Origin of the sequence: Ruegeria sp. TM1040, from assembly GCF_000014065.1 — a bacterium.
GTDB lineage: Bacteria > Pseudomonadota > Alphaproteobacteria > Rhodobacterales > Rhodobacteraceae > Epibacterium.
On record NC_008044.1, the window covers coordinates 2,365,557 to 2,381,089 of the forward strand.

Sequence of the window (15,533 nt, forward strand, 5' to 3'; positions counted from 1 at the left end):
CACACGCGCTTGCGCCCGGTTACACCTCGCATCTTCCTTGCGAGCATGCGCCCGTGCATACCCGCAGGACCACATCCGTGCAAGCAGGCCACACCCTCAGATCACACCAAGCGTCACATTTTCGTCATGCCCATGGACCTTGCGCCGCGGATGGCGCAATCAGAGAGGGATTGCAGGGGCGCTCCCCGGAGGCGACGCCGACTGCAGCCGGATTTGTCCCTTGAACGAGGATCGCCATGAAACGCATCTTGTCCCTTGCCCTCGCCCTTGCGCCGCTTTCGGCCTGGGCCACACCCGATCCGGCGGATTGGCCCGCCGTGGTGGAAGATGCAAAAGGGCAGACGGTGCATTGGCATGCCTGGGGCGGCTCCACCGCGACCAATGACTTTATCGCCTGGGTGGGCGAACGTCTTGAGGACGACTACGACATCACCCTCAACCATGTGAAACTCGAAAGCACCGCCGATGCGGTCACGCGGGTGCTGACCGAGAAATCCGCGGGCCAGGATGACGATGGCGCGGTGGATCTCATCTGGATCAACGGGGCGAATTTCGCCGCGATGAAGGACGCCGATCTGTTGTTTGGCCCCTTTGCCGAGGCCCTGCCCAACTGGCAGCTGGCCGACACCGAAAACAAGACGCTGCAGCATGATTTCACCGTCCCCACCGAAGGCTACGAGTCCCCATGGGCGATGGCGCAGGTGGTCTTCATGCATGACACCGCCGACCTGCCCGAGCGGCTTGGCTCGATGGAGGCGCTGTTGGACTGGGCGCGCGAACATCCCGGTCGCTTCACCTATCCGCAGCCCCCGGATTTCCTCGGCACCACCTTTCTGAAACAGGCACTGGTTGACCTGAGCGACAATGCCGATGCGCTGTCCAAGCCCGTGAATGAAGACAACTACCAAGAGGTCACTGCCCCGCTCTGGGCCTTTCTCGAAGAGCTGACGCCGCTGTTGTGGCGCGAGGGGCGCGCCTATCCCGCCACTGGCCCGCGTCAGCTGCAGTTGATGAATGACGACGAGATTGATCTCGCGATCTCTTTCAGCCCCGGCGAAGCGAGCACCGCCATCGCCAACTACCAGCTGCCCGAAAGCGTGCGCACCTTCGTGCTCGACAAGGGCACGATCGGCAATGCATCCTTTGTGGCGATCCCCTATAATTCCGGCTCCAAGGCGGCCTCCATGGTGGTTGCGAACTTCCTGATGTCGCCCGAGGCCCAACTGCGCGCCCAGGACCCGGACGTTCTGGGCTATGGCACCGTGCTCGATCTCAATGCGCTCTCGGTGCAGGACCGCGCGGCCTTCCGCACGCTCGATCTCGGGATCGCCACCCTGACCCCCGAGGAACTCGGCCCTGTGCAGCCTGAACCGCACCCCAGCTGGATGACCCGCATCTCCGAGGACTGGGTGGCGCGCTACGGCGTTGGCAACTGATCCCCAGATCACTCCCTGTGCGCCTCCCCCTCGCCCTGCCTCCGGTCTTGCCCGTCTTGACCATCCTGGTCCTGATCGGGCCGGTTCTGGCGGGGCTGTGGGGGACAATCAGCGCCGCCTTCGGCCATCTGCCGGTGGCGGGGCTCTACGGGCCGTCGCTGCAGCCGTTTGAGGCGCTCTGGAACTGGCCCGGCCTTGGGCCAGCGGTGCGCCTCAGCCTCGTCACGGGTGTGCTGGCGACACTCCTGTCGCTTTTGATTACACTTCTGTTGCTGGCGGGCTGGTCCGGCACCCGGCCCTTTCGGGCGGTGCTGCGGCTGCTGTCGCCGCTCCTGTCCGTTCCACATGCGGCAGCCGCCTTTGGCCTGTTGTTCCTGATCCAACCCTCCGGCTGGATCGCCCGCGCCCTGAGCCCCTGGCTCACCGGATGGCAGCGCCCGCCTGATGTTTTGCTGGTGCAGGACCCTTGGGGCCTTGCGATGACGCTTGGGCTTGTCGTCAAGGAAGTCCCCTTCCTGTTGCTCATCAGCCTCGCCGCCCTGGGCCAGATCGACAGCCAAGGCCGTCTGCGTGTCGCCATGGCGCTTGGCTACGGGCGTGTGGCGGCGTGGATCTTCGCGGTGGGGCCAGCCCTATATCAGCGCATCCGCCTGCCGATCTATGTGGTGCTGGCCTACTCCATGTCGGTGGTGGATGTGGCCGTGATCCTCGGCCCCAATACGCCGCCGCCCCTCTCGGTGCAGATCGTGCGCTGGATGGCAGAGCCTGATCTCACGCTGCGCACGCTGGCCTCGGCGGGTGCGCTGGTGCAACTGGCACTGGTGATCGGCGCCCTTCTGCTGTGGCGCGGCGCAGAACGGGGGATCGCCGCGCTTGGCACGGGTCTGATCTATCGCGGGTGGCGGTTTTCGCGCGATGGCCTCTGGCGCGCGCTTGGACTGGCCGCAGCCGCGACCTCTGTCGGGCTGGTGCTCGCGGGGCTTTTGGGGCTGGTGGTCTGGTCCTTTGCCGCCCGGTGGAGCTTTCCCGACCTCCTGCCCGACGGAATGAGCCTGCGCAGCTGGAGCCGCAACAGCCCCGCCGCACTTGAGACACTCGCCACCACCTTTGCCATCGCCGGTGCGGCCACGCTTGCAGCGCTCGTTCTGACGCTCGGCTGTCTTGAGACCGAGGAGCGCCGCAACCTGCGCCTCACCCGCAAGGGGCTCTGGCTCTTGTATTTACCGCTCCTGGTGCCGCAAACCGCGTTTTTGCCCGGCATGCAGACGCTTTTGCTGGGGTTTGGCATCGACCGCACGCTTTGGGCAGTGGTGCTGGCGCATCTTGTGTTTGTGCTGCCCTACCTGCGCCTGTCGCTCGAAGGCCCCTACAAGGCGTGGGATCCGCGGCTTGGGGCCGTGGGCGCGGCCATGGGGGCCTCTCGGAACCGGATTTTTCTGCAACTCAGACTACCGATGCTGCTGGCGCCGATCCTGACCGCAGTGGCCGTGGGCATGGCGGTCTCGGTCGGGCAATATCTGCCGACGCTTCTGGTCGGAGGCGGACGCATCCAGACCCTCACCACCGAAGCCGTCGCCCTCGCCGCCGGTGGCGACCGCCGCGCCATTGGCCTATACGGGCTGGTGCAGACGGCTGCGGCGCTCCTGCCCTTTGTGCTGGCGCTGGCCCTGCCGCTGTTCGTCTGGCGCAACCGAAGAGGACTTCATCATGGCTGAGGGCCTGAGCCTGCGTGCCCTGCGCATCCTGCGGGGCGACCATCCCCTGTTGGAACTCGACCTCACCGTGCCCCCCGCCACCATCCTGAGCGTGATGGGGCCCTCGGGTGTTGGAAAATCCACCCTGCTTGCGGCCATCACCGGACAGATGAGCACGGATTTCAGCCTTGAGGGCGGGATCTTCCTCAATGGCCGCGACCTCTGCCCCCTGCCCCCGCAGGCGCGCCGTGTCGGCATCCTGTTCCAAGACCATTTGTTGTTTCCGCACCTGAGCGTTGGGGCCAACCTCGCCTTTGGCCTTGCACCCCATATCCGAGGCCGCACCCGTCGCGCGCGCATCAAAGACGCGCTGGCAGAAATCGGCCTAGAGGGCTTTCACGACCGCGACCCGGAGACGCTCTCGGGCGGTCAAAAAGCCCGCGTGGCCCTGATGCGCATGCTGCTCTCCGAGCCGGATCTCTTGTTGCTGGACGAGCCGTTTTCCCGGCTGGACGCCACCCTGCGCAGCCAGATGCGCGATCTGGTGTACACCTTCGCCCGCGACCGCGCGCTGCCGGTGCTGATGGTGACACATGATGCCGCAGACGCCGAGGCCGCAGGGGGGCCGATTGTTCAGTTGGAGCCATGAGGGTTGGGCATACCGACCGTCCATTTTCAAATAGACTAATCGCGAGGGATACCCAAACAAGAAAAACAAGCTTTACGACGTTCTAATTAGCAGCGTCCGTATCTCACGCGACAACTCAGCGATAATACATGTGCCGCGACAGCATAGGAAAACCCTGGTTTTTTTCAAAAACCTATCGCTCAATCGGAATACTCACACAATTGCCGATCCAGACGAGAGACCGCATATAATATTTGAAAGACCATCGAAAAGTTTTCAATTCAATCAACCGCTCTTGTTTGCCGAACGATCTGATCCCGGCTGCGACCAAGTCTTTCTTATAAAACGCTAATCCCAAAGGCAGTATCTCAACTTTGTCCTCATGTACAACGACGTGATGCACCTTCTTCAAAGACGCCCAGGTTGACCAAGCTGCCAAAAATAGAAATGGGGAAAGAAAAAATAACACGGAGCGTTTTTGGCTAAAGTGATCCCCCGACATTAAAGGGATAGCGATCAAGGATGATGCAAGAAGTATCAAGAAGATTTTCAAAACCGCCTTTCTACCTCCATCATCGACAGTGTAATTACCTTGTTCATTATGAAAGAACGCATCAATATCGCTCATTTATTACATCCACTTGAGTATTTAGTGTGACCTACTCAAACGCGTTGGGGCGCCTCAAGCGCCCCAACCAGTGTCACAGGACAAGGTGTTTCACCCTATCTCACCGCACAAACTTCTTGTGCTTCAGGCGCTTGGGCTCAAGTGCGTCCGGACCCAGACGGCGTTTCTTGTCTTCTTCATAGTCTTCGAAGTTGCCCTCGAACCACTCCACATGCGCGTCGCCTTCAAAGGCGAGGATGTGGGTACAGATCCGGTCGAGGAAGAAACGGTCGTGCGAGATCACCACCGCGCAGCCGGCAAAATCGACCAGCGCATCTTCAAGCGCACGCAGGGTTTCCACGTCGAGGTCGTTGGTCGGCTCGTCGAGCAGCAAGACGTTGCCGCCTTCTTTCAGAAGGCGCGCCATGTGGACACGGTTGCGCTCACCCCCAGAGAGAAGGTTCAGCTTCTTCTGCTGATCGCCGCCCTTGAAGTTGAACGAGGAACAATAGGCGCGCGAATTGACCTGCGCATCGCCCAGCTCAATAATCTCGGCACCACCGGAAATCGCTTCCCAGACGGTGTCGTTGTCGTTGAGGTCATCGCGGGACTGGTCAACGTAAGAGAGCTTTACCGTGTCGCCATAGGTCACAGACCCCTGATCGGGCTGTTCCTGACCAGTGAGCATCTTGAACAGCGTCGACTTACCCGCGCCGTTGGGACCGATCACACCAACAATGCCACCCGGCGGCAGCGAGAAGGACAGGTCTTCGATCAGCTGCTTGTCGCCGTAGTGTTTGCCGAGGTTTTCGACCTCGATCACCTTGCCGCCGAGACGCGGACCGTTGGGGATGACGATCTGGGCGCGCCCGACCTTTTCCCGCTCGGAGGTGTTGGCCATCTCGTTGTAGGCGGCGATACGGGCCTTGGATTTTGCCTGACGGGCTTTCTGGCCCTGACGCATCCATTCGAGTTCGCGCTCCAGCGTTTTCTGCTTTGCCTTGTCCTCGCGGGCTTCCTGCTCCAGACGTTTGGCCTTTTGCTCCAGCCAGCTCGAATAGTTGCCCTCGTAAGGAATGCCGCGCCCGCGGTCGAGTTCCAGGATCCAGCCGGTGATGTCGTCGAGGAAATAGCGGTCGTGGGTGACGCAGAGGATGGTGCCCTTGTAGTCGATGAGGTGCTGCTGCAGCCAGGCGATGGTTTCCGCGTCCAGGTGGTTGGTCGGTTCGTCCAAAAGCAGCATGTCGGGCGCTTCCAAGAGAAGCTTGCACAGCGCCACACGGCGCTTCTCACCGCCCGAAAGATCAGCGATCTTGGCATCATCCGGCGGGCAGCGCAGCGCCTCCATGGAGACATCGACCTGGCTGTCGAGATCCCAGAGGTTCTCGGAATCGATGGCGTCCTGCAGGGCCGTCATCTCTTCCATCAGCTCGTCGGTGTAGTTTTCAGCCATCTCAACCGCGATCTGGTTGAAGCGATCGACCTTGTCTTTCTTTTCCTTGACGCCAAGCATGACGTTTTCGCGCACGCTCAAGCTCTCGTCGAGCTGCGGTTCCTGCGGCAGATAGCCGACCTTGGCGCCCTCGGCCGCCCAGGCCTCGCCGGTGAAATCCTTGTCGAGACCGGCCATGATCTTCATCAGGGTCGATTTACCGGCGCCGTTGACGCCGACAACACCGATCTTCACGCCGGGCAGGAAGGACAGGTGGATGTTTTCAAAACATTTCTTGCCACCCGGGTAGGTCTTGGAGACACCCTGCATGTGGTAGACGTATTGGTAGGAGGCCATGGGATTGCTCCGTCATTAGGGGAAAGAGTTTGGCCGCTGTGATAGCGCGTGCGCGACGCAGGAGCAATCGCTGCAATGCGCAGGCTTTGGGGCCGCCTCTGCCTGCAACATGACCGCAGCCCGACCAGCGCAAAAAATTGCGGCCGTGGGGTGGACCATATTCTTACCACATTTATCTTTAATCTTACGATCAAGCAGTCCGCAGCGGCGCGCGTCAGGGCTGCGCCACTCAGAAAGAGACAACAGGAGACCATTATGATCGTGGCAGCACTCATACTCGGGGTCATTGGCGGCAGCGTCAGCGCCGTGAGCGCCGGAGTGTTTTTCGGGGCAAGCCTTTTGCTCTGCAGCGCGGTCTACGTTGGCTCTGGACTTCTCGTAAGCGTCATGACCCTCTTTGTGGGCGTGATCCTGCAGTCTCGCCGCCAGAGCGACACCCCCTCCGAAGAGCGCGCGGTCGCACACGCCTGACCCCTCTTATAACCAGACCCAAGGCGGCGATCGGGCCACTGCGAGCCTTTCTTTGCGCGCTTTCCTTCATGAAGGGACTCTCCGGCCGGTTCCGGCCTCACCCCAACGCTGTCCCAGATGGTCTGCCCCTATACGCCAGTCAGCACAGGGAGGGCGCAGGGCCCGCTTATTAACCTTTCCTAAATACTCCTCTGCTGAAATAAACCACGTTTCTTTGGCAGCGCGGACGGGAGAGAGCCGGCAAACGCACCGCCCGCTCTTTCAAATGCGACGACATGACAGACGGAGGAGAGTGCATCATGGCATTGGCTGGACTGCTGCTCGGCATGATCGCCGGACTGACGTGCGCAGCGATTGGCTTTTTTGCACTCGATCTGTCCTTCTGGATCTGCTTGCTGCTGTACTCTTTCGTGGGGGCCCTCAGCACATTGAGCATCACGGTGCTCACGCATCTCTTGCGGAGCCGGACACCCTATTGGCAATCCCCGCCATCACAAGAGACTGCGACCAGCTGATGCCCCAAGAGCAGCCAGTGTGGCGTGCAGCTTGATCGCATTGAAGGATGCGGTTTACTCGGTTTCGCGCGCATGACGCACCACACGGCATAGCCTCCCAGAGCGTATGCTAACCGTTGCCTTCCCCTGCCAAATCTGCGCATCAATCCCTGGATGAGACATGCGTACCCGTATCTTGCGCCCGGTATGACCGTGGGCCTTCTGGGAGGATCCTTCGATCCGCCACACGAAGGCCATGTGCAGATCTCGCGCGCCGCGCTCAAACGCTTCGACCTTGATCAGCTCTGGTGGCTGGTGACACCCGGCAATCCGCTAAAGGAAAACCCGCCTGCCTCCATGACCCGCCGTATCAAGGCCGCGCGCGAGATCATGGATCATCCGCGCGTGCGCATCAGTGACATCGAGGCGCGGCTCAACACCCGATACACCGCGCAAACCCTGCGCGAGCTGCGCAAACTCTATCCACAGGTCCGGTTTGTCTGGCTGATGGGGGCGGACAACCTTGCACATTTTCACCGCTGGAAGAACTGGCGCGGCATCATGGAAAGCGTTCCCGTAGGCGTCCTCGCCCGCCCCGGCGACCGGATCTCGGCCCGGCTCTCGCGCGCGGCGCGCATCTACAGCCAGCACCGCATTCCCGCCGGGCAAAGTCACCTCCTGGCGCGCGCGTCCTCCCCGGCCTGGTGCTTCTTGAACGTGCCGATGACAAAGGCCTCTTCGACCGAAATTCGCAAGCGCGGAGCGTGGACAGGCTAGAGCTGCGCCGTCGAAGCGACACGTCACATAAACTTCTTGCTGGCAAACCATCAAAGCATTTGCGCTCTGTTCGGGAATTTGCTCCAAAATACTCAATATGATTTCACGTCGTCACTTTCTCAGCACCGCCCTCGCGGGGCTTGCCGCGGCCCCCGCGCTGGCCAATGCCCCCGGCTACACCCCTCGCCCCAAGGCCCGCGGGCTCAGCCCCTATACCCCCGGCGCAGATGGTCTCGACGCGATCCTGCGTGGCGCGGGGCTCTCAGGGCAGAGCACCTGCGTAGTCGCCAACGCGCGCACCGGTCAGGTCCTCGAAAGTGTGGAGGGCGACGCGCTTTTACCCCCTGCCAGCGTGGCAAAAGTTCTCACGGCGCTTTACGCGCTCGACTCGCTTGGTGCTGGCTACCGGTTTCGAACCCGCCTGGTGGCCACTGGCCCGCTCAAGAACGGGATCATTCAGGGCGATCTTGTGCTGGTTGGCGGCGCCGATCCAACGCTCGACACGGATGGGCTTGCCAATCTCGCCGGCCAAATGAAGACGGCGGGCGTGCGGGGCGTCACTGGCCGCCTGCTGATCTGGGAGGATATGCTTCCCTATATCCGGTCGATCGACCCGGACCAGCCCGATCATATCGGCTACAGCCCTTCTGTGAGTGGCATCGCGCTGAACTTCAACCGGGTTCATTTTGAATGGAAGCGCGCGGGCAACAACTGGGCCATCACGATGGATGCCCGCACACAAAAGTACCGCCCCGACGTCTATACCTCGAAAATGGCCGTCGCGCGGCGCGATCTGCCAGTCTACAGCTATGAGAACAAGGCGGGCATCGATCATTGGACCGTCGCCAGCGGCGCCCTCGGCAATGGGGGCGCGCGGTGGTTGCCGGTGCGCAATCCCGCGCTCTATGCCGGGGATGTGTTCCAGACCCTCGCTCGTGCCAACGGGATCGCCTTGCCGAGCCCAAAGACCACCGCGACCCTGCCCGGCGGCACCGTGGTCGCCCAGATCCAGAGCGCGCCGCTGCCGGACCTGCTGCGCGCCATGCTCAAATACTCCAACAACCTGATGGCCGAAATGATCGGCATGACGGCCTCCCTGCAGCGCGGCGCCCGCCCCTCAAGCCTCAAGTCCTCGGGGCAGAGAATGAGCGACTGGGCGCGCAGCGCCCTCGGCATGCAGCACTGCAAGATGGTGGACCACTCGGGCCTTGGCGAAGAATCCCGTCTCAGCGCCAATGACATGGTGCGCGCGCTGCTTGCGTCACGCCGCACCGGTGCGCTGAAACCACTGCTCAAGCCCTACTATTTCAACGATGCCAAGGGCCGCCCGATCAAAACCCACCCTGTGAAGATCGCGGCCAAAACCGGCACGCTCAATTTTGTCTCGGGGCTTGGCGGATTTATCAACACGCCCGATGGCGGCGAGCTTGTCTTTGCAATCTTCAGCGCCGACCAGCGCGCCCGCGCCAAGATCAGCCGTGCCGAACGTGAACGCCCGCGCGGAGGGCGCAGCTGGAACACACGCGCAAAGAAGCTACAGCAAAACCTGCTGGACCGGTGGGGACAGGTCTACGGCTCCTGAACCCCAGCCGCCGGCACGTCACCCTGTTCTAAACCAAGCCGGAACAAAAAGGGCGCCATCCCGCGCCCTGTTCTGCTCATTCTTCTAACCGCAAATATCCCGGAGCGCGAGGCAGAGCCTCGCATCCCGTCTCCGATCGCGCGGCTCAGACCATGTGGCGCGCACGCGCCCCGCGCTCGATCGCGGCCGCATGCAGGCGGTCCACGTTGATCTCGTAGCGGATTTCTTCCAAAAGCCGCAGCTCGCCCTCGTTGAGTTTGCCATCTGCCGCCGCCACATCGCAGGCCAGCGCATAGCAGGTTTCATTCAGACGCTCCGGCAGGATCTCACGGACCAGCCCAAACAGCGCATCCAGCCCATCTTCCTGCTCAAAGAGGTCAAACACGGTGCGTGAGACAGCAGCAATCCGGTCCGCGTCATACTCGGCAAAGATCGGCAGCATGTTGATCGCATTCTGGATCTTCACCAGCTCGGCGGTGCGAATGTCCTCGTCCGAGGCCGACACCGCAACCATTACCGCCACAAGGCAGTCCTGTGGGGTCAGCAGCTGGATCGTTTCTTCTGTCATCTTGGGCGTCCTTTGTGCCGAAGTCCTTGCGTTGTCGCGCCCTTAGGATAAGCCCGCCCTGCCGCGCATACAACAAGAGCCCTTGCGAAAAGTGGTTTTCCGCCCACGCTTCACGGCTGGCGCTTGTTGACTCATGCTGCACAGGCACAATAGAGAAACGCGTCAGTGTGCGTGGTGCCACTGATCATCCCTGAAAAAGACGCTGACTGGAGTACATCATGTCTGTTCTGCGCGAAGAAGCTCTGAAGAGCAAAGCCTGGCCGTTTGAAGAAGCACGCCGCATTCTCAAACGTTACGCCAAGGGCGCGCCGGAAAAGGGCTATGTGCTCTTTGAAACAGGCTATGGGCCCTCCGGCCTGCCCCATATCGGCACCTTTGGCGAGGTGGCCCGCACCACCATGATCAAAACCGCTTTCGAGGTGATCTCCGACATTCCGACCAAGCTGATCTGCTTTTCCGATGACCTTGACGGGATGCGCAAGATCCCCGGCAACGTGCCCAACGCCGAGAGCCTCACCGAGCATCTGCAAAAGCCGCTCACCTCGGTGCCGGACCCGTTTGGGACGCATGAGAGCTTTGGCCACCATAACAACGCAATGCTCCGCCGCTTCCTCGACACCTTCGGCTTTGAGTATGAGTTCTACTCCGCCACCGAGTTCTACGGCTCCGGCCAGTTCGACGAAGTGCTGAAGCGCGCGGTCGACAAATACGATGACATCATGGCGATCATGCTGAAGTCCCTGCGTGAAGAGCGCCGCCAGACCTATTCGATCTTCCTGCCGATCCACCCCGAGACCGGCCGCGTCCTTTATGTGCCGATGAAAAAGGTCTGCGCCGAGACCTATACCATCACCTTTGACGATGAAGACGGTCGCGAGTGGACCCTGCCGGTGACCGGCGGCAATGTGAAACTGCAGTGGAAGCCTGACTTTGGCGCCCGCTGGGCCGCGCTTGGCGTCGACTTCGAGATGTACGGCAAGGACCACTCCACCAATACACCGATTTATGACGGCATCTGCCGGGTGCTGGGCCAGCGCGCGCCGGAGCATTTCACCTATGAATTGTTCCTCGATGAAAACGGCCAGAAGATCTCCAAGACCTCCGGCAATGGCGTCTCCATCGACGAATGGCTGACCTACGCTTCGACCGAAAGCCTTGCGTATTTCATGTATCAAAAGCCCAAGACCGCCAAGCGGATGCATTTTGACGTGATCCCCAAGGCAGTGGATGAATATCACCAGCAATTGCGGGCCTATCACGGTCAGGACCTGAAGGCGCAGCTCAGCAACCCGGTCTGGCACATCCACGGCGGCAACGTCCCGCAGTCGGATATGGTGGTGCCGTTCTCGATGCTCTTGAACATCGCCAGCGTCTCCAACGCCGAAGACAAGGAAACCCTCTGGGGCTTCATCAACAAATACGCGCCCGACGCCACTGCCGAGACCCACCCCGGCATGGATCAGGCCGCAGGCCATGCAGTGCGCTATTTCAACGACTTTGTGAAACCCGCAAAAACCTACCGCCTGCCCACCGATCAGGAGCGCGCTGCGCTCACGGATCTGGCCGATGCGCTGCGCTCTTCCGAGGCGGCACTGGCCGCGATCGCCAAGAAAAACGAACTGGTCGGCAATGATGATCCGCTGCCCGAGGCCAACTTTGCCGACGAAGAGTTCCTGCAGTCGGTGGTCTTTGCGATTGGCAAGATCCACGGGTTCGAGCCCCTTCGTGCCTGGTTCTCTGCGATCTACGAGGTGCTTCTGGGTGCAAGCCAGGGACCACGTTTTGGCGGCTTCATCGCGCTCTATGGCGTCGAGGACACCATCACGCTGATCGAAAGCGCCTTGGCGGGCGATCTGGTCTGAGACCTACAAACACCAATAATCATACAACGGGCGTCCCAAGTGGGCGCCCGTTTTCCGTTGGCCGTTTTCCGTTAATCCATCACATCAGCTGCGGAGCTGCCTGCAGGCAGGTTCAGATCGAAAGGCCTGACAAACGTCTCGCCGCACGCGATCCCTGCTGCGCTTGCCTCCACACCCTCCCCGTTTTTTGACCGAATACGCCGACACGCTATCTCATCTCGTATCGGGTGTTGGTACGGAGGAGTTTTGTGATGCGGATGATGGTGACATTTGGCCTTGTGGCCGCGCTGGCGGTGGCGACGCTTGGCACGCCGGCCAAGGCGCAAAAGGAGCCGATCACCGGCGTCATTGGAGCCCAGATCGAGGCCTTCCAAGCCAATGATATGGGGACCGCCTTTGGGTTTGCCTCGCCCAATATTCGCGCGCTGTTTGGCACGCCGGAACGGTTCGCCACCATGGTCGAACAGGGCTATCCGATGGTCTGGCGTCCGGCAGATGTGCGCTACCTCGAACTGCGCGAGGTGGCCGGAAATCTCTGGCAACGCGTCATGGTGACCGATGCCGATGGCGATATCCACATGCTCGACTATCAGATGATTGAGACTGAAGCAGGTTGGAAAATCAACGCTGTACAGCTGATCAAGGCCCCGGGCGCCAACGTCTGAAACGGCCAAGACCCCGCCGGGTGTTGCGCGGGCTGCGTACGCCCTCCTGAGCGGGATTTAAGACCGGACTGCTAGAACCTTTCCTCACTCCCGACGTGGTGGAACAGGAAAGGGTCTACATATGAACAAGGCAATCACCGACGGTCTGCAACTGATGCCGCCCGCGTTTTCTCAGGGCCTTGGCGTCTGGTCCAGCGGCGATGGCACGCCCGGCTCTGACACTTATGACGGCGCCGCCAATGCGGCACTTGTGGCGGGGGATGCTGATTTTGGCGGCTGCCTTGAGCTGCAGAAAACCGACAGCACCCAGCGCCTGCGCTACATGGGCGAGACCCCGATCCTGCCGGGCTGCTATCTGCGCGTGACCGCCCGCGTCAAAGCCATGAGCGGTGCCCTTCCGACAGTGCGCATTGCAGGCTGGGCCGGTGCGGCGAACAACAGCCATGTCTCCGGCGTCATCGAGAGCGGGCCGGGCACCACCCTCAGCGCCTATGGCGAGGTGGTCGAGGTGCAGGCCATCGTCGGCACCGGCAGCCGATCCGGCGTTGATATGCCCTGGGGGCTGGACGCCGCCTATGGCCATCTCGGGCTGAACCTCACCGGCGCCAATGGTGGTGTGATCCGGGTGGACGACTTCGTGATCGAGGACATCACCAGCGTCTTTTTGCGCGATATGCTGAGCGTCGTTGATGTGACTGATTTTGGCGCCGTGGGCGATGGAGCCGCCGACTGCCACGCGGCATTTGAGGCCGCGGATGATGCCGCCAATGGTCGGCGCATTCTGGTGCCCGATGGCGAATTTCGGATCAACAGCACGCTCTCGCTCAACCATGATGTGATCTTTGAGGGCACGCTGTCGATGCCTGATAACGCCATGCTTTTGTTGACCAAAAGCTATGACTATCCGACCTATGCGGCGGCGTTTGGCGATGAGGAGCTGGCCTTCAAGAAGGCGTTTCAGGCGCTGTTGAACAGTGTCGATCACGAAAGCCTCGATCTCGGCGGGCGCAGCATCGCGCTCAGTGGTCCGATCGACATGCAGGCGGCGGTGCCAAATCGCACCAGCTACGCCACCCGCCGCTATATCCGCAACGGCCAGTTTGCGGCGCAAGCGGGGGCGGCGTGGGATCACAACGTGATCACCGCACAGGCGACCTATAGCGCCTCTGACAAGAAAACGCTGACCAATGTGGCCAATATTTCCGCCATCCCCGTGGGGGCGCTGGTCGAGGGCGCGGGCGTGGGCCGCGAGGTTTACGTGACGGCCAAAAACTTAGGTGCAAGCCGCCTGACCCTGAGCCAGCCTTTGTATGACGCCGAAGGCACGCAGAACTTCACCTTCACCGCGTTCAAATACATGCTGGATTTTTCCGGATTCTCCTCACTCAAGAAATTCGGCATCTCTGGCGTGGAGTTTCAATGCAATGGCGTCGCCAGCGCGCTACGGCTGTCGCCTGCGGGCACCGTGTTTGCCCTGCACGACTGTTTCTTCACCCGTCCCAGCGCGCGCGGGATCACCTCGATTGGCAGCGGCTGTCAGGGTATGCTGGTCGACAACTGCCAGTTCCTGTCGGACGAGGATGCAGCGGATGTGGCGGATCGCGAGACCATCGCGCTCAATGTGAACTCCAACGATGTGAAGCTGCGCCACAACCGCGCCACGCGGTTCCTGCATTGGGCGGTGATGGCCGGATCGAACCACACGGTGACCGGCAACCATTTCTTTCAGGGTGACAGCGTGGCGGGTGGCATCCGCACGGCGGGCATCGTGGTTACAGACACCTATGCCTCGCATACGATTTCGGAAAACTACATCGACAACTGCTTTATCGAGTGGACCAACGAATATGACGCAAACCCCGATTTCAATGGCGGGTTCTCCTTTGCGGCCATGTCGATCACCGACAATGTCTTCCTCAGCGGCGATGTAGCGAGCTGGTTCAGCTACATCGTGATAAAGCCATATGGCAGCGGGCATTTCCTCAACGGGGTGTCCGTGACCGGCAACAAGTTCCGCTCGATCAACGGCACCATCGACCGCGCCGAACGAGTCGATACGAGCTTTGCCGACCTTGATTTCAGCCGCGCCAAGGACGTCTTCTTTGACGCCAACAGTTTCCACAACGTCACCACCCAGAGCCGAAACCCCCTGAGGGTGGAATTCGACCAGAACACCGCCGCAAGCACCTGGACCATCGCGACGGGCGGCGCGCTGCCGTTTGACGGCCACAGCCGCGCCGTGGATGCGGTGATCGTGGAAGGCTCGCTTCGAAACAGCGGCGGCTCGGTGGTCTATCCCGGCCACTACGTGCGCACGCAGGAAGGCGGCAGCAACAACAAGATCGATCTCGTCTGGGAACAGGCCGTGCGCGGCACCGTGCGCACGTTGATCCGGATCGACCGCTAGGGCACGAGGCCCAGATCCGCCGGCGTGAGTTGATAGGCCTTGCCAAAGCCGCCGTTCAAAAACGCCTCCCGGATCTGGAAACGCACAAAATGAAAATCGGCAAATCCAATGTAGAGCTTTGCCTTGGGGTGGCGGCGCAGATAATGCGTGGCCATCTCCTCATGCGCGGGGCAACCATTGGGCAGGATCTCGGCCGTCCCATTGAGTGTCAGGCGCGGATGGGTCAGCGGATCGCCCTTCTCGCCCGGCTCTCCCACAAGGAGAGAGACCTGCGGGCGGACCGCCATCGCCTGAGCGTGCTGCGCCAGTGTCGAGACGAGCGAAATCGGCCCACCCGACGCATCGAGCGCAAAGGCGACGCGGCTCTGGACCGGGTGGCCCTCATCACTGAGCGTTGCGAGCGCGGCAAAATCTGCCTCTGCGATCAGGCTCTGGGCCAGCGTGCGCGCCTCATCATCGGTGGGGCGGATTGGAGAGGTCGGTTTTTCGGAGGGTGGGGTATCTTGTGGCATGCTCGCACGTTTCCGATCTGTAAATGTGTCCGGGCGGGCGG

The 15,533-nt window shown here is 61.3% G+C and carries 14 protein-coding genes; 10 read left to right on the forward strand and 4 right to left on the reverse strand.

Features of this window, described 5'->3' with window-relative positions; all coding sequences use genetic code 11:
- The first annotated feature begins 236 nt into the window (after positions 1–236).
- The 3 genes from TM1040_RS15675 to TM1040_RS15685 are packed head-to-tail and all read left to right on the forward strand — an operon-like array spanning position 237 to position 3,779.
- Positions 237–1,436: an ABC transporter substrate-binding protein gene (locus TM1040_RS15675; RefSeq protein WP_011539572.1), complete on the forward strand. Its 1,200-nt coding sequence runs from the start codon at positions 237–239 to the stop codon at positions 1,434–1,436.
- Between the two features lie 17 nt (positions 1,437–1,453).
- Positions 1,454–3,151, forward strand: a complete 1,698-nt coding sequence (locus TM1040_RS15680) for an ABC transporter permease (RefSeq protein WP_011539573.1) — start codon at positions 1,454–1,456, stop codon at positions 3,149–3,151.
- Entirely contained in the window at positions 3,144–3,779 is a 636-nt protein-coding gene (locus TM1040_RS15685) for an ATP-binding cassette domain-containing protein (protein WP_011539574.1), read from the forward strand. Before TM1040_RS15680 ends, TM1040_RS15685 begins: the two co-directional genes overlap by 8 nt.
- A gap of 172 nt (positions 3,780–3,951) precedes the next feature.
- Here the strand turns inward: TM1040_RS15685 and TM1040_RS15690 are convergent, their stop codons facing one another.
- The gene (locus TM1040_RS15690; RefSeq protein ID WP_011539575.1) at positions 3,952–4,386 is read right to left on the reverse strand and encodes a hypothetical protein; all 435 of its coding nucleotides are present in this window, start codon (positions 4,384–4,386) and stop codon (positions 3,952–3,954) included.
- 100 nt (positions 4,387–4,486) lie between these two features.
- The gene (gene ettA / locus TM1040_RS15695; RefSeq protein WP_011539576.1) at positions 4,487–6,154 is read right to left on the reverse strand and encodes an energy-dependent translational throttle protein EttA; all 1,668 of its coding nucleotides are present in this window, start codon (positions 6,152–6,154) and stop codon (positions 4,487–4,489) included.
- A gap of 255 nt (positions 6,155–6,409) precedes the next feature.
- Between ettA and TM1040_RS15700 the strand changes: the two genes are divergently transcribed.
- From TM1040_RS15700 to dacB, 4 genes are all read left to right on the forward strand, one after another.
- Positions 6,410–6,625 carry a hypothetical protein gene (locus TM1040_RS15700; RefSeq protein ID WP_044027246.1) on the forward strand — a complete coding sequence of 72 codons (216 nt, stop codon included), beginning with the start codon at positions 6,410–6,412 and terminating at the stop codon, positions 6,623–6,625.
- Positions 6,626–6,924: 299 nt separating this feature from the next.
- Positions 6,925–7,140, forward strand: a complete 216-nt coding sequence (locus TM1040_RS15705) for a hypothetical protein (protein WP_044026869.1) — start codon at positions 6,925–6,927, stop codon at positions 7,138–7,140.
- 153 nt (positions 7,141–7,293) lie between these two features.
- Positions 7,294–7,896, forward strand: a complete 603-nt coding sequence (locus TM1040_RS15710) for a nicotinate-nucleotide adenylyltransferase (protein WP_011539579.1) — start codon at positions 7,294–7,296, stop codon at positions 7,894–7,896.
- A 97-nt stretch (positions 7,897–7,993) separates the two neighbouring features.
- On the forward strand, positions 7,994–9,478 hold the full coding sequence (gene dacB / locus TM1040_RS15715; protein ID WP_011539580.1) for a D-alanyl-D-alanine carboxypeptidase/D-alanyl-D-alanine endopeptidase: 1,485 nt from the start codon (positions 7,994–7,996) through the stop codon (positions 9,476–9,478).
- Positions 9,479–9,623: 145 nt separating this feature from the next.
- On the opposite strand, the gene TM1040_RS15720 is transcribed toward dacB, so the two are convergent.
- Entirely contained in the window at positions 9,624–10,046 is a 423-nt protein-coding gene (locus TM1040_RS15720) for a tellurite resistance TerB family protein (RefSeq protein WP_011539581.1), read from the reverse strand.
- A gap of 218 nt (positions 10,047–10,264) precedes the next feature.
- On the opposite strand from TM1040_RS15720, the gene TM1040_RS15725 reads away from it, so the two are divergent.
- From TM1040_RS15725 to TM1040_RS15735, 3 genes are all read left to right on the forward strand, one after another.
- A complete protein-coding gene (locus TM1040_RS15725) occupies positions 10,265–11,908 on the forward strand; it encodes a lysine--tRNA ligase (RefSeq protein WP_011539582.1) in 1,644 nt (547 codons plus the stop codon).
- Positions 11,909–12,159: 251 nt separating this feature from the next.
- On the forward strand, positions 12,160–12,573 hold the full coding sequence (locus TM1040_RS15730) for a DUF4864 domain-containing protein (protein ID WP_011539583.1): 414 nt from the start codon (positions 12,160–12,162) through the stop codon (positions 12,571–12,573).
- A 121-nt stretch (positions 12,574–12,694) separates the two neighbouring features.
- Positions 12,695–14,980, forward strand: coding sequence for a glycosyl hydrolase family 28-related protein (locus TM1040_RS15735; RefSeq protein WP_011539584.1), 2,286 nt, complete (start codon positions 12,695–12,697; stop codon positions 14,978–14,980).
- Here TM1040_RS15735 and TM1040_RS15740 read toward each other — a convergent pair.
- Positions 14,977–15,492 (reverse strand): HugZ family protein, encoded by a 516-nt coding sequence (locus TM1040_RS15740; RefSeq protein WP_011539585.1) that lies wholly within the window; start codon positions 15,490–15,492, stop codon positions 14,977–14,979. The genes TM1040_RS15735 and TM1040_RS15740 overlap by 4 nt on opposite strands.
- Positions 15,493–15,533 lie beyond the last annotated feature (41 nt).